The following is a 19,051-nucleotide window of genomic DNA, read 5'->3' on the forward strand; positions in this document are numbered from 1 at the left end:
GACACGGCGTTGTTTTTTGCGCTCTTATTCCAGCCCGATCTGCTGTGCGTACTCTTCCAGCAGCTCCCGCTCCAGGAACGGCGTCTTGACGCCCTCGCGGTCACGGTAGGTCTCATGGCCCTTGCCGATGACAGCGATCAGGTCGCCCTCCTGCGCGTGATCCACTGCGTAGTGCAGCGCATCCAGACGGTCGGGGATCTCCACGAACTTTGCGTCCGGGTTGCCCTTGTTCATACCCACGCGGATATCGGCAAGGATGTCCTCCACCTTTTCAAAGCGGTTGTTGTCCTCGGTAAGGATGGAGAAATCGGCCATTTTGGCGCAGATCTCGCCCATGCCGTAGCGGCGCAGCTTGGAGCGATTGCCGCCGCAGCCGAACACCACCACCAGACGGTGGGGCTTGTAGGCCCGCAGAGTGGTGAGCAGGCTTTCTGTGGACACCTCGTTGTGGGCGTAATCCAGCAGGATGGTGAACTTTTTGCTGATGGGCACCAGCTCCACCCGGCCCTTGACCACGCATTTGCCAAGGCCGTCGTGGATCGCCTGATCCGGCAGGCCCAGCACCTTGCCCACCGCCAGAGCTGCCAGCGCGTTGTACACGCTGAACTCACCGGGCATGTTCACCTTGACGTCCATCTCATCCTTGCCGGTCACATGGAATTTAACGCCCAGAAAATCATGGGTGCGCAGCAGCTCATAGCCGGTCTCGCGGTAGTCGGCCTTTTCATCACGGCCATAGGTGACCAGTTTGCAGGTATGGCCTTCCAGCAGGGCTTCGGTGTTCTCATCGTCAATGTTCACCACGCCCACGTCGCAGCGCTTGAACAGCTGGCCCTTCCAGCTGCGGTACTCCTCAAAGGTCTTGTGCTCACCGGGGCCGATGTGATCCGGCGAAAGGTTGGTGAACACACCCACATCGTAGTGCACGCCCGCCACGCGATCCATCATCAGGCCCTGACTGGACACCTCCATCAGCGCAGTATCACAGCCTGCATCCAGAAATTCCCTAAAGGTCTTCTGCAGCTCGTAGCTTTCGGGGGTGGTGTTGGCGGTCTCCTTGTGGCAGCCCATGTAGTAGATGCCATTGGTGCCGATCATGCCCACCTTGCGGCCCGCTGCTTCCAGCACGCTCTTGATCATGTGGGTGGTGGTGGTCTTGCCCTTGGTGCCGGTAACGCCGATCATGGTCATCTGGCGGGACGGGTTGCCGAAAAGATTGGCACTCATCAGCGCCATGGCATAGCGGCTGCTCTCCACCCTGACCACGGTCACATCCGGCAGGGCGGAAAGGTCGATGTCGTGCTGGATGACCAGCGCGCTGACTCCCTTTGCGGCACAGTCGGCGGCGAACTCGTGGCTGTCGCGCTGGGTGCCCACGATGCACACGAATGCAAGCCCCGGGGCTGCCTTGCGGCTGTCATAGATGATATCCGAAATTTCCGTATTCAGGCTGCCCTGCACCAGAGTAAAGGGCACACCTTCCAGTAACTGTTCCAGTTTCATTGCTGCTCACTCCTCAAACGGTCGTATTCTCACATGGGGTCCTGGGTCTCGTTGGCGGTCATGCGGGCGGGGTCGGTCAGCGGCGTTTCCTCCGCTGCAGCCGTATCGCCCGCAGGCTGGGCTGCGGCATCCTCTGCGCCGTCTGCCGTGGTATCATCGGCAGACGGTTCCTCGGTCTGGGCCGGTTCCTCCGGTTCCGGCACCACATAGCCGGAGGGCAGGGTCGGCTCTCCCTGTGCAAAATAAATTTTGCGGGTGCTGCCTGCGCTCACATGGCTGAAATCCAGCCTGCCGGTGTCGGTAGGGGCACAGCCCTTACCGTCGGCATTGGTCAGCACATAGCGTGCGCGGTCCAGCTTATAATCCAGATCGTTCAGGGTGCCAAGCAGCACGCTGACCCGATCCTGATACAAAAATGCCACCTGATCGGTGTCCGCAAATTCCATGCGGGTCACATCATCCAGCAGTTCATATTCCTCCAGCTTTGCCTGCAGAGCCGTCAGGGTCTCTATCTTTTTGTCCGCTTCCTCCGGGCTGCTGGCTGCTGCGCTGTCCGACGCTGCCGTGCTGTCGGCGGCATCCTCTGCCGCAAAGCTCAGCTGCTCGCCGGGGGCAGTCGTTTTCGCCTCACCGCCGTACAGGGTCTTAAGCCCCTCCGGCTGGGCCGACCCGCAGGCCAGGATCTTGAACTGATCCGAGAGGGTCAGCCACCCGCTTTGGGTCTGCATGGCGTAGGCAGGCACCGCTTCCGTCACCTGCACCACCACCGTGTTGGGATAATCCCGCACCACCCTGATGGATTCCAGCAGAGGGAATTGGCGTTCCAGCGCCGCCTCCTTTTCGCCGGGGTCAAAGCTGAAGATATTTTCCTCCGGCGCTACACCCAGCGCCTGAATGATCTCGCCGCTGGAATAGCCGCCCGCCTCCTGCACCACGGTGCCGTCCTCCGTCTGCACCTGAATGGTACCGATCTTGAACAGCATGGTCATGGTCAGGTAAACACCGGCAGCGATCACGGCCAGCAGAGTCACAAAGGCCATCAGACGCCGCATCATCCGCCGCCGTTTCAGCGCGGCGCGGGTCAGGCGGCGTTTCTTGCGTTTTTCCCGCCGCACCGGGTCCCGGACCTGCTGTTGCTGCGCCGGGCGCAGGCGCTGATTTTTGTAGCGCTGGCGGGCGGCTCTGTCTGCCGCCTGCCCGGTCTGCTGGCTTTGGGGCCTGCGCTGCTGGGGCCTGCGGGCTGTGCCGGAGCTGTTCCGGCCTGCAGACGCAGGGCGGGAACGCGGTGCGCTGCGGTTCTGACCCTGACTGCGGGTGCGCGGGGCACTGCTCTGGGCTGTGCGGCGCGGCTGGGTGGGAAACTCGATGCTGTTGTCCGTCCGGGTCCGCCGGACGGCGCCGTTGGACGTCCGGTCCGGCGCAAAGCTCAGCGGCTCACCATTAAAGCCATAGCGGCTGTCGGTGCTGCCGGAGGTTTCCTTTTTCTGTGAAGGTGCCTGAGGACGCTGCAGATCCTTCCGCAGGTCGTAGATATTGCCGTTGTTTCCACCGGATCGCTGCATGGCGTGCACCTCCTTTCCGTTTTTTCCTCGTCAGTGCTTCTGCACCAGTTTCATCAGGGCAGCGGCAATGCGGTCCAGACTGTCGTCTACCGACAGGCTGCGCGCATTTTTGCCCATCTCGGCCAGCTTACCAGGCTGTGCCAGCAGATCGGCCACAGTGCCCACCAGCTTTTCGCCCGTCAGGTCTTTTTCCTCAATGACCACGGCAGCACCGGCCTTCTGCAGCTCCATCGCGTTGAAATACTGATGATTCTCTGCCACATTGGGGCTGGGGATGAGCACCGCAGCGCGGCCCACGGCCTCCAGCTCGGCCAGCGTCAGCGCACCGGCACGGCTGATGACAAGGTCTGCCGCTGCCAGCAGCTCCGGCATGTTGTTGATGTATTCCTTCACCACAAGGCTGCTGCCCTCAGCAAAGTTCTTTTCCTTTTCCAGATCCTTGAACAGCTGTACGCCGTACTGACCGGTGGCATGCAGATGCAGCACCGGCTTGTGCTCCCGCTGCTCCCATGCGCACAGGTCGGCCACCACCTCATTGACGCGGCGTGCGCCCAGACTGCCGCCGAAGGAAAGCACCACGGTGCGGTCGCCTGCGCCAAGCTCGGCACGGATGGCATCCCGCTCCTTTGCCTTTGTGAACACCTCCGGGCGCACCGGGTTGCCCACCACGATGGTCTTATCGGGTGCTCCCAGCTTCTCCACAGCGGCGGGCACAGCGGCGAACACGATGTCCACATCCGGTGCCAGCAGCTTATTGGTCACGCCCGGAAAGGCGTTCTGTTCATGGATAGCGGTATGGATGCCCATTTTTGCAGCGCAGCGCACCACCGGGCCGGACACATAGCCGCCGCAGCCGATCACGAGATCGGGCCGGACTTCCCTCATGATCTTCTTTGCCTTGGGGCCGGAAAGGGCCAGATTCCACAGGGTGACGATATTGCGCCTGATGTTGTTCAGCGACAGTCTGCGCTGGAAACCGGTGATCTCGATGTGGTGGAACGGATAGCCTGCCTGCCCCACCAGACGGTACTCCATGCCCTCCCTACGGCCGGCAAAGTGGATCTCGGCAGAAGGATCTGCCTTTTTGATGGCACCTGCAATGGCAAGTGCCGGGTTGATATGGCCGGCAGTGCCGCCGGCAGCGATGAGAACTCGCATACTGATTTCCTCCTATATGTGTCCGGCCTTTGCCCGGAGCCTCTCATTTCCCGTTCTGTGCACGGCGGGCATCCTCCAGATTGATGGTCCTGCTGGCCCGTTCGGCCTCCTGCGCCGCACGTTCTGCTTCCCGCCGGGCGTGGTCTGCGGCACGCTGCTGGGCCGCTCGTTCTCCGTTGCGCCCAATGTTCACCATCACGCCCATTTCTGCCAGCAGCAGGATCAGGCTGGTGCCGCCGGACGAAAAGAAGGGCAGGCTGATGCCGGTGTTCGGGATGGTATTGGTGACAACGGCAATGTTGCAGAACACCTGCCATGCGATCTGTGCCATAATGCCGATGCCCACCATGGTGCAGAACTGATTCTCGGCCTTGTAGGCGATCAGCAGGCCCTGCACGATGAACAGGATAAACAGCACGATGATGAGCGTGGCCCCGATGAAGCCCAGCTCCTCGCATACCACGCTGAAGATAAAGTCATTGGTGCTCTCCGGCAGCCAGAGCTGCTTTTCCACGCTGTTGCCAAGGCCAAGGCCCTTCAGGCCGCCGGAGCCAATGGCATATAGGCTCTGCTTGGTCTGGGGATTCAGTTTTTCCAGATCGTCCGACCATGTTTTCAGGCGTTTTTGCAGGTACTCAATCGAGTTCACATGGGTCAGCAGCGTTTCCAGCAGCAGCGCCGCGGTGCCTGCTCCTGCCCATGTAATGATGCCGCCGCTGCCGCTCATCATCAGGATGGTGCCCACGATGGCGGTGGTCAGCAGGATGCCGGACATGTGCGGTTCCATGATCAGCAGCACCAGCACCGGTACCAGCGGCAGCACCGGCAGGATGATCTGCCGCACGATGCGGATGAACAGCCAGTCCTTCAGCCGGACCTTTTCTTTCAGGGACGGACGGAACCGCCCGATCTGCGGTGCACTGGACGCCAGATGCGCCGTGAGCAGGATCATCTCAAACTTAGCCACCTCAGAGGTCTGCAGGGTCAGTCCTCCCAGACGGATCCAGCGGCGGCAGCCGTTCAGCGGCGGAAAGGCCAGCGTAGCTGCCAGCATGAGCAGCACGATCCAGTAACACGGCTTGCACGCCCAGCGCAGAAATCGGTGATCCACATAGCTCATGGCTGCCATGCATCCGATGCCAATGGCCATGCAGAGAATCTGCTGCTTGATGTAGTGCAGGCTGTCGCCCATGCGCAGGTAGCCGGTGGTGTAGCTTGCGCTGTACAGCATCACAAGGCCAAACGCCATAATGACCGCCAGCGTTGCCATCCAGTTGATCACCAGCCGGCTCCACGGCCCCGGGTCCCGCTGCAGCGGCGGGGCCCATGTCGTCTCTTTTTGTCTGTATTGTCTGCGGGCGGCTTCCATTGCCCTTCCCCCTCGTTTTTTCAGAATAAAGCGCTCAGGCCCAGCGTGCCAGACGCACGGCCAGCGCCAGCCCGCACACGCTCAGGGCGCACAGGCTGTAAAAAACATTCACCGCACTCAGGCCGCGCTTTTCCAGCCAGCGGTGCAGCGGCGCAGCCGCGAACAGCGGCCTGCCCCGGCGGCGGTAAAACAGGATCTGCAGCGCCACCATACCGCCTTCCAGCCAGAAGGGCAGCGCCAGCGGGACGCTGAGCTCTGCATAGCCGATGCACAACGGGATGCAGCCGATGGCTCCCGCCGCAAACAGACACCCGCATTTTCCGGGGTGCAGCTTTGCCGGCGGGAAATCCCACAGCAGAAAGGCCATCAGTGCTCCGGCCAGTGCTGCCGGGAACACCGCCAGCGGGAACCATCCCAGCTGCGTTTCCAGCATCATCAGGCCCAGCATAGCCACAAAGGCCGTGCCGCACACCGTGCCGTCCGCGCCGTCGGCCACGCGGGCCGCTTCGGCCAGCGCCACCAGCAGTGCGCCCCACAGCAGCGGTGCCGGAGCAAACCGGATATAGCCTGTTCCCGGCAGGACGAGCCCGGCAGGCAGGCAGCCGCTCAGGGCAAGCAGTCCCAGCACCAGAGCCGCAGCAGCCGCTTCCAGCGCAAGGCGCGGTGCACGGCGCATGCCCAGCGCCGAACGGCTGCGGATGCATGCAAGGTCATCTGCTACGCCCACAGCACCAAAGGCAAACGTGCCCAGCAGCGCAATGAGCAGCCGGGACATCATCTGCCGGTCGCTGCCAAGCAGGGAGGGCTGCGCGGCACATGCCGCCAGCCATCCAGCACCCACTGCAGCCAGCGTGCCCACCATCAGGCACAGCCCGCCGATCGTGGGCACAGGCTCTTCCGGTTCCTTCCGGTCGGTCTCCTGTTCCGGCTGCGCGCCGCGCATCGTGCGCTGCAGCTCCCGCAGCAGCGGCACCATCAGATTGCCGAGCGCCGCCGTCAGTGCAAAACCCAGTACCGACGCGGCGATCAAGGCGAAACGAATCATTTTTCAGTCTCCAAATTCATGCCGGAATGTTATTCTTCGGCATCTTTCTGCTCTGCGTAGAAAATTTCCAGCACCTTTTCCAGAGCCATGCCGTGGCTGGCCTTTACCAGCAGTGCATCGCCAGGCTCCATGCGGTCCAGCAGAGCATCCGCAGCTTCGCGGTAGCTGTCTGCGTGCAGGGTCTTGACCCCCTTGGCCGCAGCCACCACAGCGGTGCGCTTTGCATTTTCGCCGTAGGTCACAAGGCAGTACAGATCGCTCTCTGCGGCCAGACGGCCCAGCTCCTCATGGGCTTCGCGGGAAAGCTCGCCCAGCTCCAGCATATCGCCCAGCAGGGCAAAGCGGCGCTTGCAGGGAAACTCCTTGAACATGGCAAGGGCAGCCTTCATGCTGTCGGGGTTTGCATTGTAGCAGTCCTCAATGACGGTAACGCCCTTGCTGTGCACCACCTTCTGGCGGCGGCCGGTCTGCTCAAAATTGGAAAGGCCCTTGATGACGCCGTGCGCATCGCAGCCCAGACGGGTGGCGGCGCAGTAAGCAGCCAGTGCATTGGCAACATTATGCCTGCCCATGGCCGGGATCCGCACCACAAAGGTGCCCTCTTCCTGATCTTCCAGAACAAAGCTCATGCCGTCAGTCTCCTGCCGGATAGACAGCGCACACACGTCCGCATTCTCGTCCGTCAGGCTGAACCACACCGGGCGCACATGCTCCGGCAGCTTTGCCTTGCGCAGGAAGGGATCGTCATAGTTCAGCACCAGTGGTGCGCCCTCGGGCAGGCCGGCGCAGATCTCCAGCTTTGCCTTGCAGATGTTCTCCTGACTGCCCAGATTCCCGATGTGGGACACGCCGATGCAGGTGATGATGCCCACATCCGGACGGGCGGCACGGGCCAGACGGTCGATCTCGCCCGCATGGCTCATGCCCATTTCAATGACCGCATACTCGGTGCTGCTGCCAATGCGCATCAGGGTGCGGGGCATGCCCAGCTCATTGTTCTGGTTGCCCTCGGTCTTGATGGTCTCGCCAAAACCGGCAAGGGCCGCATAGGTCATCTGCTTGGTGGTGGTTTTGCCCACGCTGCCGGTCACGCCCACCATCTTGGGGTGATACTGGCTGCGGTAGTTGGCGCCCATCACCATCATCGCGTGGTAGCTGTCCGGGCAGAGGATGGCCTTCTCCGCAGGAACACCCTCCACCGGGTGGTTCACCACCACGTAAACAGCGCCGTTTTCCAGTGCCTTTGCCGCAAAGTCGTGGCCGTCAAATTTTTCGCCCGGGAAGGCCACAAAGATGCAGCCGGGCCGCACCTCGCGGCTGTCGGTGGTCACAGACTCCACCTGTACCTCTTCCGGGATGGAACCCGCGGGCACCAGCCCTGCCAGAAGCTTGCTTGCAGAAATTTTTTCCATTGGTTCTTTCCCCTCTCTTTTATCTTGTAAAACCCTCTCAGTCAATGCCTGCGGCATTGCCAGCGCCCCCGAAAGGGGAGCTCTTTTGCATCTTACGATAAAGTGCAGTTCTTCAGAAGATTCACTTTACCGTGCCCACTCATAAAGCTCGCCCTTCGGGAGAGCTGGCGCGCAAGCGCCTGAGAGGGTTCTTGTTACCCACAGGTAATGGTCACGATGGTGCCGCGCTGCACGCTGGAGCCGGGCTCCTCGCTCTGCGCCTGCACCGTGCCGCCTGTATTCCCCTCTACCACACAGTTCAGTCCGGCAGCGGACAGCATCTGGCGGGCAAAGTCCGCGCTCTTGCCGGTCACATCCGGCACCTCGGTATGGCTGCCCTCGTAGGTATCGGTATACAGATACACAGTGGTGCCATAGGCCACCTTTGCACCTGCATGGGGGTACTGGTAGGTAACAGCTGCTGCCGCCTGACTGGCTGTGCTTTCGGCCAGCTGATGCTTGAGGCCCTTGATGTTCAGCTGCACCTGTGCGCTGCTCCACTCGGTGCCCACCAGATTCGGCACCGTGACCACCGTCTGGCTGCGATCCTCGCCGTCGGCGGCAATGCCAAGGTACGGCGCGATCTCGCTGATGATGTTGCCCACAACGGGAGCCGCCAGCAGGGACGAATAGTCCGTTCTGGCGTTGTTGGGGTCATCCAGCATCACATAGACGATGATCTCCGGGTCGTCGGCGGGCAGCACGGCGGCAAAGGATGCCACCTTCTTGTAGTCGCCATCGGCGCGGCGGTCCATGTTCAGCTGTTCGGAAGTGCCGGACTTGCCGCCGATGCGGTAGCCGGACACATAGGCGTACTTGCCGCCGCCGGTACCGGCGCCCACCTCATATTCCATGATCTGGCGGATCACGTTGCTGGTGCTCTCGCTGACCACCTGACGGCGGACATTGGCGCCGATCTCCTCAATGACGTTGCCGTTGGCATCGGTGATCTTATCCACGACATGGGGCGTGACCAGATAGCCGCCGTTGACCGCTGCAGCCACCGCCGTGCACATCTGCAGCGGGGTGATCGCCATGGCCTGACCAAAGGCCGAGGATGCCAGCTGCACTTCGCCCAGCTGGCTGCCCTTGTAGTACTGCATAAAACCGGTCTCGCTGGGCAGGTCCACGCCCGTGCGGTCGGTGAAACCAAAGGCGTCAAAGTAATTGTAGAACGTCTGAGATCCAATCCTCTGGCCCAGCTGGATGTAATAGATATTGCAGCTCTGGCGCAGGGCATCGGCCAGATTGATGGTGCCGTGGGCCTTGTGGCCTGCACAGTGGTAGGTCTCCTTGGCCACGCCGTAGGCACCGGCGCAGGTAAAGGTGGTGTTGATATTCGCCAGACCGGAATCTACGCCCATGGCCGAGGTGATCACCTTGAACACGCTTCCGGGGTAATACAGCTCGGTGATGGTCTTGTTCTTCCACTGGATATCCCGGAAGTAGCCGGAATAGTCCGCTTCCTCGTCCAGAATGCGGTTGCCGTTTGCGTCCTTGAGCTCGTTGCCGTTTTCATCCTTTTTGTAGATGCCGTACAGCTCCGGCTCGGCGTGCACCAGCTCGTTGAGATAATCCAGATTGGCACTGTAATCCAGCGGATCGTTGGGGTCAAAGTCCGGCTTGGAGGCCATTGCCAGAATAGCACCGGTCTTGACATTCATCACGATAGCCGCGCCGCGGTTCTCCACCGTGTTGGCTGCAATGGCTTCGTTCAGATACCGCTCCACGATCTCCTGCACGTTCACATCCAGCGAAAGCACCAGATTGCTGCCGTCCTTGGCGGCAAAGGTGGTGGCATTCTCGTCCGCAATGGCATTGTTGTAGGCGTTGCGCTTGGTGATGGTGCGGCCGTCCACACCGGCCAATGTGGACTGATAGGATTTTTCCAGTCCGTAGGTGCCGATGCCGTCGGCATCCGTAAAGCCCAGCACCGCCGCCGCAAATGCCCCGTAGGGATAATTGCGCTGAAAGCTCTTCTCGCTGCCCACCGAGATATTTCCCTTGCGGGATGTGCCATTGGCACGCTTGTGCGCCTTATTGAACTGCGAAACATACGATTCAATGGACAGCTTGACGGCGTTGTTCACCTTGGTGGCCAGCACCTGATATCTGGTGTCGGTTTTGGAAAGTGCATCGTAGACCTTCTGGTACTGGGTCTGGTACGCCTCCGACGAGGTGTCCACCGCGTCCAGACTCTCACCGTCGCCGGAGAGCAGGCGCAGGGTCAGCTCCCGGCTCACCTCGGCGCACATGGCGGGGTCCAGTGTGCGCACCTCGTTGTCCTCCTCGCCGGTGGAGGTGTACAGGATCTTGCTGTTGTCCGGGTCGGCCCAGATGGTCCACACCACACTGGTGGAAGCCAGCGTGATGCCGGAGCTATCATAGATTTCGCCGCGGGTCGCCTTGATGGTGGTATCCAGCAGCTGCTGCTTTGCCGCCAGCTGACGATAAGTCTCGCCGTTCCGGATCTGGATGTTATACAGGCTGTAGGTCACACGGATGGCCGCAAGCCCCATGATCGCAAGGGCCAGACTGCCGCAGAGCAGGCTGATTTTGGGGTTCATGCGGGCACTGGCACCGGTATCCGGCCATGGCCCTTTTATTTTTTTGGTGATCTTTCGGAAAAATTTTGGCATGGTATGCTCCTGCAGCAAAAGGCAGTTTCTGCTTCCCGCCGCACTTTTATTGGATTTGAAGTTTTTTTGCAAAGGGGGCATAAAACCGAAAAAGCGTGCGCTGCCGCACGCTTTCCCGTACCTGATTCACCTTATGGTGCCAAGAATGTTCACTGCTCCGTTATAGATAAAGTCAGTCCACTGCCGCACAGCGGACTGGGTGCGCTCCAGCGTATCGCTCTCGCCCAGACGGATGTAGGTGATCTGGCTCTGGTCGATCTTCATCAGGCCCAGACGCCCGGCGGTTTCCTCCACGCTGGTGATATTGGTCTTGCTGTTCAGGGTACTGTTGTAATAAGTATACTGGCTCTGCTCGCTCACCAGCTGTGCCTTTGCATCCTGGATCTGATCGTTCAGCTCCACCAGCTGGGATTCGCTCCACAGCAGGCTGATGGCAAAGCCCACCAGCAGCGCAGCTGCCACCAGATTCATGGCATTGTGCACCGCTGCCTGCAGCGGCGTAAGACGGCGCTTGCCGCCCTTTGCAACACGCAGGTTCGCCTTGCGCTGTGTCTGCGGGGCTTTTCTGCGCCGCACTGCGTTATAATCGTATGCTGCCTGACCCATGGCTTGCTCTCCTCCTCACAAAACAGGTATTCTGTTCAGCATTTTTCCAAAACTCTCAGGTGGGCAGAACGGCTGCGCCGGTTCTCCTCCAGTTCCTGACTGTTTGCCTCAATGGGCTTGCGGGTGACAAGCTTTGCTTTTGCCTTGCCCCCGCACACGCACACCGGAAACTCCGGCGGGCAGGTACAGGCTGTGGACCAGCGGCGGAATTTGTTCTTCACCAGCCTGTCCTCCAGCGAGTGGAAGGTGATCACACACAGCCGACCGCCCGGCGCAAGGTGATCAAAAATGGTATCCAGCCCTTCCTCCAGCGCATCCAGTTCATGGTTCACTGCAATGCGCAGCGCCTGAAAGGTGCGGCGGGAAGGGTTCTTGTTCTTGCGGCGTTCTGCCGGCGGCATGGCGCTGGCCACGATGTCTGCCAGCTGCAGGGTCGTTTCAATGGGAGCGTTTTCTCTCGCTTCCACGATCCTGCCCGTGATCTGCCATGCAAAAGGCTCCTCGCCGTAATCCCGCAGGATGCGTGCCAGCTCTTCGCGGCTCTCGGTGTTCACAAGGTCTGCCGCCGTCTCGCCCTGCTGGCTCATCCGCATGTCCAGCGGTGCATCTGCCCGGTAGGAAAATCCCCGGGCTGCATCGTCCAGCTGATGGCTGGAAACGCCAAGATCCAGCAGTGCGCCGTTGATCTTGTCGATGCCAAGGCTTTCCAGAGCTTGTCCCGCATAGCGGAAGTTGATCTGCACCACCGTAGCGGGCAGGCCCGCCAGACGGGAACGTGCGGTCTGCACGGCATCCGGGTCCTGATCCAGCGAGATCAGGCGTCCGCCCTTTGCCGCATCCAATCGCAGGGCGATCTGGCGGGAATGTCCCGCGCCGCCCGCCGTTCCGTCAAGGTAAGTGCCAGCCGGGTCGATGGCAAGACCCTCCAGACACTCGTTCAGCAGGACCGGGATATGCTCAAACGAGGCCGGGTCAAAGGCTGCTTGTGTTTCAAGTTCCATCGGTACGGCCTCCTTTCTTCGTTCATGGCTTTGTGCATCAGCGGGCTGTGCGCGCAGTGCATGCTTTCGTCCGATGACACAGCTTTATTGTAGCAAATCAAGCCCTTGAATGCAAGGGTTTCCGTTTTCGTTTTTCCTGCAAAATGTAACAAAAAAAGCCCCTACCAGCCGTCATTTTTGCCTGCAGGGACTTTGTTATTCCGGGGATGTGTAATTTGTGTGTGAGCTTGTGGGTGCAGAGCCTCTCTGCCCGGCTGTCCGGTGCTTTTGCTGCGGTGTTACATCATGCAGCCGCAGTTTATCCGTTTTTCTTGGCATTCTGGCGCAGATTTGCCCGCACATTTTTCACCTGTGCCGCATTTTCCACCATGGTCTCCTCGGTGTTGCGGAGCATATTGTCGCAGTAGTCCGTCACGGTCTGGCGCAGGGTGCGCACCTCATTCTGGGCTGCGGTGGTGATCTCCGCGGCACGCTGCTGCGCCGCCTTCACGATCTCCGCCTCGCTGGTCAGGATGCGGGCTCTTTCCTCCGCCTTTTTCACAATGACCTGTGCCTGCGCGTTGGCCGTTTCCACGATCTGGGCGCGGTCGTTCACGATCTGCTGGGCCTGCCGCAGCTCACCGGGCAGGTTTGCGCGGATCTCGTCCAGCAGATCACGGATCTGCTCCACGTCCACGATCTTCTTGCCGCCGGACAGAGGGACATTTGCGCCTTCCTCCAGTGCATCCTCAATGGTATCCAAAAGTTCGTTCACGTTCATAGTGCTTCTCCCTTCTGCTCATCACCGGCCGGCTGCATGGGCTTTGTGTACTTCCACAGCAGCACTCTGCCGTACTTGTACTGCTTGCGCAGGGTCAGGCCGCCTGCCTCGGCCGGCAGCACGATGCCCGTCTCGCTCTCGCACAGCACGATGCCGCCGGGTGCGGTGCATTTGTCCACCGCCGGCAGGATCTTTTCCAGCGTACCATTGCGGAAGGGCGGGTCCAGCAGTACGATGTCGAACTGCTCCCGGCAGGCGGAAAGATACCGCGCAGCCTCGCCGATATTGACGCGGCTGCGGTCGAACACGCCGCAGGCCTTGCAGTTGCGCATGATGATATTCACTGCCTCGCGGTTCTCGTCCAGAAACACGCAGCGCGCCGCGCCGCGGCTCAGTGCTTCAATGCCAAGCTGGCCGCTGCCCGCATACAAGTCCAGCACCCGTGCGCCGGGCAGGTCGAACTGGACGATGCTGAACATCGCCTCTTTTACCTGCGAAAGGGTGGGCCGGGTCACATCTGTTCCCGGCAGGGCCTCCAGACTGCGGCCCCGGGCTTCTCCTGCGATCACGCGCATGTTCTCTCTCCTCCTCCTTGCAGCCGGAAGATGCAGCTGCAAACACATTTTTGTATCACTTTATTATCACCCAACTGCATATTCTTGTCAAGAGCCGCGCGTTGCGCCGCCTGTCGGTTTGTGCTACAATAAAACCGGCAGCGCCGGGCTTTTGCGGCGCATTCTGGACACCAAAAGGAGAGTATCTGCATGAAAGTTCTGCTCATCAACGGCAGCCCCCACGAAAAGGGCTGCACCTATACCGCCCTTTCCCTCATCGCAAAGGAACTGAACGACGCCGGTGTGGACACCGAGATCCTGCATGTCGGCGGCAAGCCCGTAGGCGGCTGCATCGGCTGCGGCGGCTGCGCCGCAGGCAATGGCTGCGTGTTCGGCGGTGTGGTCAACGAAGCCATTGAGAAGGCCAAGACCGCCGACGGCTTTGTGTTCGGCAGCCCGGTGCACTATGCATCCGCTACCGGCAACATGACCAGCTTCATGGACCGCCTTGCCTACGCAGGCGGCAGATATCTGGCCTACAAGCCTGCCGCCATCTGCTGCTCGGCACGCCGCGCGGGTACCACCACCACGCTGGACCAGCTGGTGAAGTACCCGCAGTTCTTCCACATGCCGCTGGTGAACGGCTCCTACTGGGCCATGGTGCATGGCTCCAACGCCGAGCAGGTCCTGCAGGACGCCGAGGGCTGTGCCGTGATGCAGGAGCTGGGCCGTAACATGGCCTGGCTGCTGCACTGCATCCAAGCCGGAAAAGCCGCCGGCATTGAGCACCCGCAGAACCCCAAGCGGCCCATGACCAACTTTATCCGCTGAAGCAAATACAGAAAGGCCGGAGCCGCACACCGCAGCCCCGGCCTTTCTTATGTGACGCAACGGATTATGCCGCTACATTCAGATTTTTGTTTGGTGCTTTGAAGTCCACCGTGCGGGTCACAGGATAGCCGTCCGCGCCCACATACCGCACACGCAGCGTATAGCTACCGCGGCGCACCTTGACGGTGAATCGACCCTCTGCATCCGTAACAGTCTCTGCTATGACCTTATCGCCCTGCAACACCTGCACAGCAGCAGGCCGAACTGCCTGGTTGGTGCATTTGACCGTACCGCTGACTTCCACCGGCATCAGCAGCACAACGCCTACAACTGCCGCCACGGCCACGACACCGACCACTGCCGCACCGGCACCACCGCCGCCGGAAGGAGTGTCCGAATCGACCGGGTCAGTCGGCTGGACCGGGTCTATGGTAATGTCGTCCCGTGCACAGGCCACAACATACACCATCTCGCCGGTACTTGCGCCCGTGCGGAACGGCACGCTCAGTTCGCCGTCTGTTGCTGCAGTGATCTGATTGATGTAGATCAGGTTATCCGGGTTCAGCGGATTGGTTTCAGAGCGACTGATGATAACGGCATAGTCCTTGCCCGCGCTCACATTATCAAATGCTGCGCTGAAGGTGCCGTTGCTAGCAGCTGCGGAACCGGTTGTGATGGAGTTTTCAGAGGATGTATTCTCGGGAAGGATATCACCATCGGTACAGTGGATGGTAGCGGAAAGGAGGGGGTCATTGCTACTCTCACTTGGTATCTTATTCCACTGTTCCCTTGTTCCAGAATAGAAAACATTCGTTAGACTGCTACAGCCATAAAATGCAGCACCACTAATGCCAATCACACTGCTCGGAATTTCGATACTTGTCAAACTGCTACAGTTAGCAAATGTAGAGCTTTCAATTATGGTTACGCCATTCGGGATTGTAATGCTTGTTAAACTACCGCAGTCATAAAATGCAGCATGACCAATGCTGGCCACCTGGTTCGGAATCGTAATGTTTGTCAGACTGCTGCAGCCAAAAAACGCATAGTCTCCAATGCTAGTCACACTGCTCGGAATCGTAATACTCGTCAGGTTTTTGCAATCTTCAAATACAAAATCACTAATGCCAGTTACACCATTCGGAATTGCAATACTTGTCAGACTGCTACAACCCTCGAATGCATAGCCGCCAATGCTGGTTACGCTGCTTGGGATTGTAATGTTTGTCAGACTACTACAGCCAAAAAATACAAAGTCACTAATACTTGTCAGACCGTTCGGAATTTCGATGCTCGTTAAACTGCTACATTTAGAAAATGCGCCGCTGCCAATGCTAGTTACGCTGCTCGGAATTTCAACACGTGCCAAACCACTACAGCCAGAAAATGTGCTCTCTCCAATGCTGGTTATACCATTCGGGATTTCGATGCTTGTCAGGCTGCCACAGCCACCATAAAACGCATAATTTCCAATACTGGTCACACTACTCGGAATCGTAACGCTTGTCAAATTTTCGCAAGCATAAAATACAAAGTCTCCAATACTGGTTACACCGTTCGGGATTTCGATGCTTGTCAAACTTCTGCAACCAGAAAACGCATGGTCACCAATGTTTGTTACACCATCCGGAATCGTAATATGTGTCAAACTGCTACAACCGTTAAATACAGAGCTACCAATTCTGGTTATACTGTTTGAGATTTCGATACTTGTCAGACTGCTGCAGCCATAAAATGTAGCATCGCCAATGTTGGTTACGCTGTTCGAAATTATAATACGTGTCAGACTGCTACAACTATCAAATGCAGCACCACCAATGCTGATTACACTGTTCGGAATTTCGACGCTTATCAAACTTCTGCACCCCAAAAATGCATGGTTTCCAATGCTGGTTACGCTGTCCGGAATTGCAACACTTGCCAAACTTCTGCAACCAAAAAATGCATAGCTACCAATGCTGGTCACTCCGCTTGGAATTACAACATCCGTCAAATTTTTACAATCATAAAATGCATAGCTTCCAACACTGGTTATTCCTTCTGCTATTTCCACATTTTTTATTTCACTTTTTACCGCATTCCACGGAACATCTTCCGCTTTATTCCATTCTGCTTTTTGATCCATTTCTCCTTTACCTTCAATGATTAACTTTCCGTTTTCGTCCAACGACCAATTCATAGTTATACTAGAGTCCGGCCCATCTGGATTTTCGCCAGTTCCCGGTTTGTCCGGTTCCGGTTTTGAAATATCAATAGACCCCGCTTTGATCTGAACATCGACTGCATTTTCTGTAATAGTAAACGTAGCATCTCCATACGGCACATTGGAATCTTTCACTGCAGCAACTGTGTAAGTACCCGGCGCAAGATAGCATCGCATCTTTCCATTTTCAAGCGCTATGCCTCCGAGAGCCTTTGCCTTGCCTTCCAGAACATCACTCATGGAGCCCATCAAGTAAGAAATTCCCTGGGGATTTTCCTGATCCACAGATAGTATCACACGATATAACTCATGCGGACATTTATTCCATCCCCACTCATCATATTCCGGTGAATAATACCCTTCCAGTGGACCTAGCGTCAGTTCCGCAAATTGTTTTTTCTTAGGCGTAATTCCTATGATTTCAAGTGTTGCGCCAACTTTTACGATTGTTGACACCTTCACTTCAAAACAGCCTGCACATGCGTGTCTTGACTCATCATTGAATGTATCGTTGTCAATTGTTGTAATTTTCTTTGTGCCCTTCAATTCTGCTCCAACTTCCGCATCCAATGTCAATACTGTAACTTTTTCGAGAATCTTTGCTTTCGGTTTAAAATCAAATCCAATGTACAAGCTTCCTTCTGCAGAAATGTTGAATTCAACTTCAGGTTCTTTGCTTGTATTTGAAAATCCAGAAGAGCTATAATATTCTGCGCCAATTGTTGCAGTATATTTTAATTGCAGCTTACCCGTAATCTCCGCTTTTCCTTTTACTACGGGTTCAAATCCAACCCACAGGCCAAAAATCGGTCGAACACCTAAAGATCCCAGTTTGATTTCGCCTTCTGATTTTGCTGAAAAAGACACAGCTCCTGTCACTTCAAATTCATTCGAATCCGAAATAAAAGTCATATCATTTGCAAAATAGTACTGAATTTTTATTCCAAGACTGATTTTAATAGATCCCTTGACTTTTAGATTTGAGTCTCCGACTTCTTTTAGTATAAATTCATTTCCTACCTTAATTTCTCCCTGACCTGCTGCATTTGTCAAATCTATTTCGTCAGGTTCATCATAGCTCGTTCCATTATATTCTACACCAGCATCTGCTTCGGTACCATCGTAAGTAAAATCTCCGCTATCGGCATCACTTTCAATTTTGACAGCATCAAACACATCGGAGATATCCAGTGCGCTATCACCGTAAATAGTTACAGTATCTCCACTTACTGTAATGTTCTGCACACGTGCGATCAACATCACACCCGGCTCATATTCGTAAGTCAGGATATCGTTCGGCTGCAGGTTTTTGATCTCATCACTGGCATTGCCAATAACGTATACCAATGCATCATCATCTTCGCTGATGACTTGATTCTTCCCTGCAGCATTATTCTCGTATGTCACAAGCGTCGTTTCGTCACTGACAACGGCAAAGTTCGTATCATCCTGCCCATCCAGATTGATCACACGATCTTCCGGGAAGTCACTGGCTTTCGCGGTGCTCAAATCAACCATAACTTTTGTGCGCGAAGAGTCTGTATACACCTGACTCAGCGGCTCATGGGTATTTTTATTCAGCAAAAATGCCTTAACCGTATAATACTCCGGGATCTCGCCTTGAATCGCCACGGAAACCGAATCATTCCCGCCGCTGCCGGACACTTCTGCAGTACCGCTGGCAACCATTTCTTCTGCGTTGCTGTCAGTGTAAACAGCCACCACAAGGTCAGCCGCTTTATCCGTAACAAATTCCACTGTGGCAGTATGTCCGTTCATCTTCAGACTCGTAACGCGGCTAGTATACTCGCCATTCGTTCCGTTTTGCTCGTCCATACTGTTCATAAGCAGCTGGCCAAAGCTGTTGGTCGCAGTCAGCGATACATCCGATGTATCCACCTCTGCCTGCTGGCTCTGGTTTTCCTCCGTCTGCGCAGAGACATAGTTCCGCCCAAATGGATCGTATGTACTTTGCAATGCACGGGCCATTTCTTCCTGCTGCGCAGCTGTGCTCTCCGCCGATGTTTCCGGCAGAGACTCCGTGCCGCTCCCTTCCGCAAACACACTGAAAGGTACAAAGCTGACAGCCATGGCCACCGTCAGCAACGCCGCAATGAACCTTTTCATGTTTCATGATTCCTTTCCATTCTATTTTGAAGCACGTTTGCACTTCTACTTTGAATTTTACTCTCTCTTCCAGCTTTTTCAACATTTTTCAGCATCCGTCCGTATCTTTGACGAAATCACCATTTTTTCGTTTATTTATTTGTAACAATTGTTGTCGCGCAGCCAGTAATTCCAAACTTTTTTGAGCACTCTCCCGCTTTTTGTGCTGAAACGGCTAAAAATCCTTTGCAAATGGGGCTGCG

The 19,051-nt window shown here is 57.2% G+C and carries 13 protein-coding genes; 1 reads left to right on the plus strand and 12 read right to left on the minus strand.

The features are described 5' to 3' along the window. Positions 1–24: 24 nt before the first annotated feature. The 11 genes from MTP37_RS11340 to rsmD form a co-directional block, all read right to left on the minus strand. The gene (locus MTP37_RS11340; protein WP_249237374.1) at positions 25–1,503 is read right to left on the minus strand and encodes a UDP-N-acetylmuramoyl-L-alanyl-D-glutamate--2,6-diaminopimelate ligase; all 1,479 of its coding nucleotides are present in this window, start codon (positions 1,501–1,503) and stop codon (positions 25–27) included. A gap of 29 nt (positions 1,504–1,532) precedes the next feature. Continuing rightward, the gene (locus tag MTP37_RS11345; protein ID WP_249237375.1) at positions 1,533–3,065 is read right to left on the minus strand and encodes a cell division protein FtsQ/DivIB; all 1,533 of its coding nucleotides are present in this window, start codon (positions 3,063–3,065) and stop codon (positions 1,533–1,535) included. A gap of 30 nt (positions 3,066–3,095) precedes the next feature. After that, a complete protein-coding gene (murG, locus tag MTP37_RS11350) occupies positions 3,096–4,223 on the minus strand; it encodes an undecaprenyldiphospho-muramoylpentapeptide beta-N-acetylglucosaminyltransferase (RefSeq protein ID WP_249237376.1) in 1,128 nt (375 codons plus the stop codon). A 43-nt stretch (positions 4,224–4,266) separates the two neighbouring features. After that, a complete protein-coding gene (locus tag MTP37_RS11355) occupies positions 4,267–5,592 on the minus strand; it encodes an FtsW/RodA/SpoVE family cell cycle protein (protein WP_249237377.1) in 1,326 nt (441 codons plus the stop codon). Between the two features lie 34 nt (positions 5,593–5,626). Then, positions 5,627–6,637, minus strand: coding sequence for an MraY family glycosyltransferase (locus MTP37_RS11360; protein ID WP_249237378.1), 1,011 nt, complete (start codon positions 6,635–6,637; stop codon positions 5,627–5,629). 29 nt (positions 6,638–6,666) lie between these two features. After that, on the minus strand, positions 6,667–8,049 hold the full coding sequence (locus MTP37_RS11365; protein ID WP_249237379.1) for a UDP-N-acetylmuramoyl-tripeptide--D-alanyl-D-alanine ligase: 1,383 nt from the start codon (positions 8,047–8,049) through the stop codon (positions 6,667–6,669). A gap of 194 nt (positions 8,050–8,243) precedes the next feature. Then, positions 8,244–10,727 carry a peptidoglycan D,D-transpeptidase FtsI family protein gene (locus MTP37_RS11370; RefSeq protein WP_249237380.1) on the minus strand — a complete coding sequence of 828 codons (2,484 nt, stop codon included), beginning with the start codon at positions 10,725–10,727 and terminating at the stop codon, positions 8,244–8,246. A gap of 126 nt (positions 10,728–10,853) precedes the next feature. Beyond that, positions 10,854–11,333: a cell division protein FtsL gene (locus MTP37_RS11375; protein ID WP_249237381.1), complete on the minus strand. Its 480-nt coding sequence runs from the start codon at positions 11,331–11,333 to the stop codon at positions 10,854–10,856. Between the two features lie 35 nt (positions 11,334–11,368). Then, positions 11,369–12,334: a 16S rRNA (cytosine(1402)-N(4))-methyltransferase RsmH gene (gene rsmH, locus MTP37_RS11380; protein WP_249237382.1), complete on the minus strand. Its 966-nt coding sequence runs from the start codon at positions 12,332–12,334 to the stop codon at positions 11,369–11,371. 298 nt (positions 12,335–12,632) lie between these two features. After that, positions 12,633–13,094, minus strand: a complete 462-nt coding sequence (locus tag MTP37_RS11385; RefSeq protein WP_249237383.1) for an ATPase — start codon at positions 13,092–13,094, stop codon at positions 12,633–12,635. Continuing rightward, complete coding sequence (gene rsmD, locus MTP37_RS11390) at positions 13,091–13,669, minus strand: 16S rRNA (guanine(966)-N(2))-methyltransferase RsmD (protein WP_249237384.1); 579 nt, start codon at positions 13,667–13,669, stop codon at positions 13,091–13,093. The genes MTP37_RS11385 and rsmD overlap by 4 nt, the downstream gene beginning before the upstream one ends. A gap of 189 nt (positions 13,670–13,858) precedes the next feature. Between rsmD and MTP37_RS11395 the strand changes: the two genes are divergently transcribed. Continuing rightward, positions 13,859–14,479, plus strand: coding sequence for a flavodoxin family protein (locus MTP37_RS11395; RefSeq protein ID WP_249237385.1), 621 nt, complete (start codon positions 13,859–13,861; stop codon positions 14,477–14,479). Positions 14,480–14,543: 64 nt separating this feature from the next. Here MTP37_RS11395 and MTP37_RS11400 read toward each other — a convergent pair whose 3' ends face one another. After that, entirely contained in the window at positions 14,544–18,809 is a 4,266-nt protein-coding gene (locus MTP37_RS11400) for a leucine-rich repeat protein (protein ID WP_249237386.1), read from the minus strand. Positions 18,810–19,051: the final 242 nt, after the last annotated feature.

The organism is Faecalibacterium sp. HTF-F, from assembly GCF_023347535.1.
Classification (GTDB): domain Bacteria; phylum Bacillota; class Clostridia; order Oscillospirales; family Ruminococcaceae; genus Faecalibacterium; species Faecalibacterium wellingii.

Excerpts from the sequence above, each read along its gene's own strand:
- MTP37_RS11360 (WP_249237378.1), bottom strand. The coding sequence starts at position 6,637 with ATGATTCGTTTCGCCTTGATCGCCGCGTCGGTACTGGGTTTTGCACTG.
- MTP37_RS11375 (WP_249237381.1), bottom strand. The coding sequence starts at position 11,333 with ATGGGTCAGGCAGCATACGATTATAACGCAGTGCGGCGCAGAAAAGCC.
- MTP37_RS11365 (WP_249237379.1), bottom strand. The coding sequence starts at position 8,049 with ATGGAAAAAATTTCTGCAAGCAAGCTTCTGGCAGGGCTGGTGCCCGCG.
- MTP37_RS11400 (WP_249237386.1), bottom strand. The coding sequence starts at position 18,809 with ATGAAAAGGTTCATTGCGGCGTTGCTGACGGTGGCCATGGCTGTCAGC.
- MTP37_RS11370 (WP_249237380.1), bottom strand. The coding sequence starts at position 10,727 with ATGCCAAAATTTTTCCGAAAGATCACCAAAAAAATAAAAGGGCCATGG.
- MTP37_RS11340 (WP_249237374.1), bottom strand. The coding sequence starts at position 1,503 with ATGAAACTGGAACAGTTACTGGAAGGTGTGCCCTTTACTCTGGTGCAG.
- MTP37_RS11395 (WP_249237385.1), top strand. The coding sequence starts at position 13,859 with ATGAAAGTTCTGCTCATCAACGGCAGCCCCCACGAAAAGGGCTGCACC.
- murG (WP_249237376.1), bottom strand. The coding sequence starts at position 4,223 with ATGCGAGTTCTCATCGCTGCCGGCGGCACTGCCGGCCATATCAACCCG.
- rsmD (WP_249237384.1), bottom strand. The coding sequence starts at position 13,669 with ATGCGCGTGATCGCAGGAGAAGCCCGGGGCCGCAGTCTGGAGGCCCTG.
- rsmH (WP_249237382.1), bottom strand. The coding sequence starts at position 12,334 with ATGGAACTTGAAACACAAGCAGCCTTTGACCCGGCCTCGTTTGAGCAT.
- MTP37_RS11345 (WP_249237375.1), bottom strand. The coding sequence starts at position 3,065 with ATGCAGCGATCCGGTGGAAACAACGGCAATATCTACGACCTGCGGAAG.
- MTP37_RS11355 (WP_249237377.1), bottom strand. The coding sequence starts at position 5,592 with ATGGAAGCCGCCCGCAGACAATACAGACAAAAAGAGACGACATGGGCC.
- MTP37_RS11385 (WP_249237383.1), bottom strand. The coding sequence starts at position 13,094 with ATGAACGTGAACGAACTTTTGGATACCATTGAGGATGCACTGGAGGAA.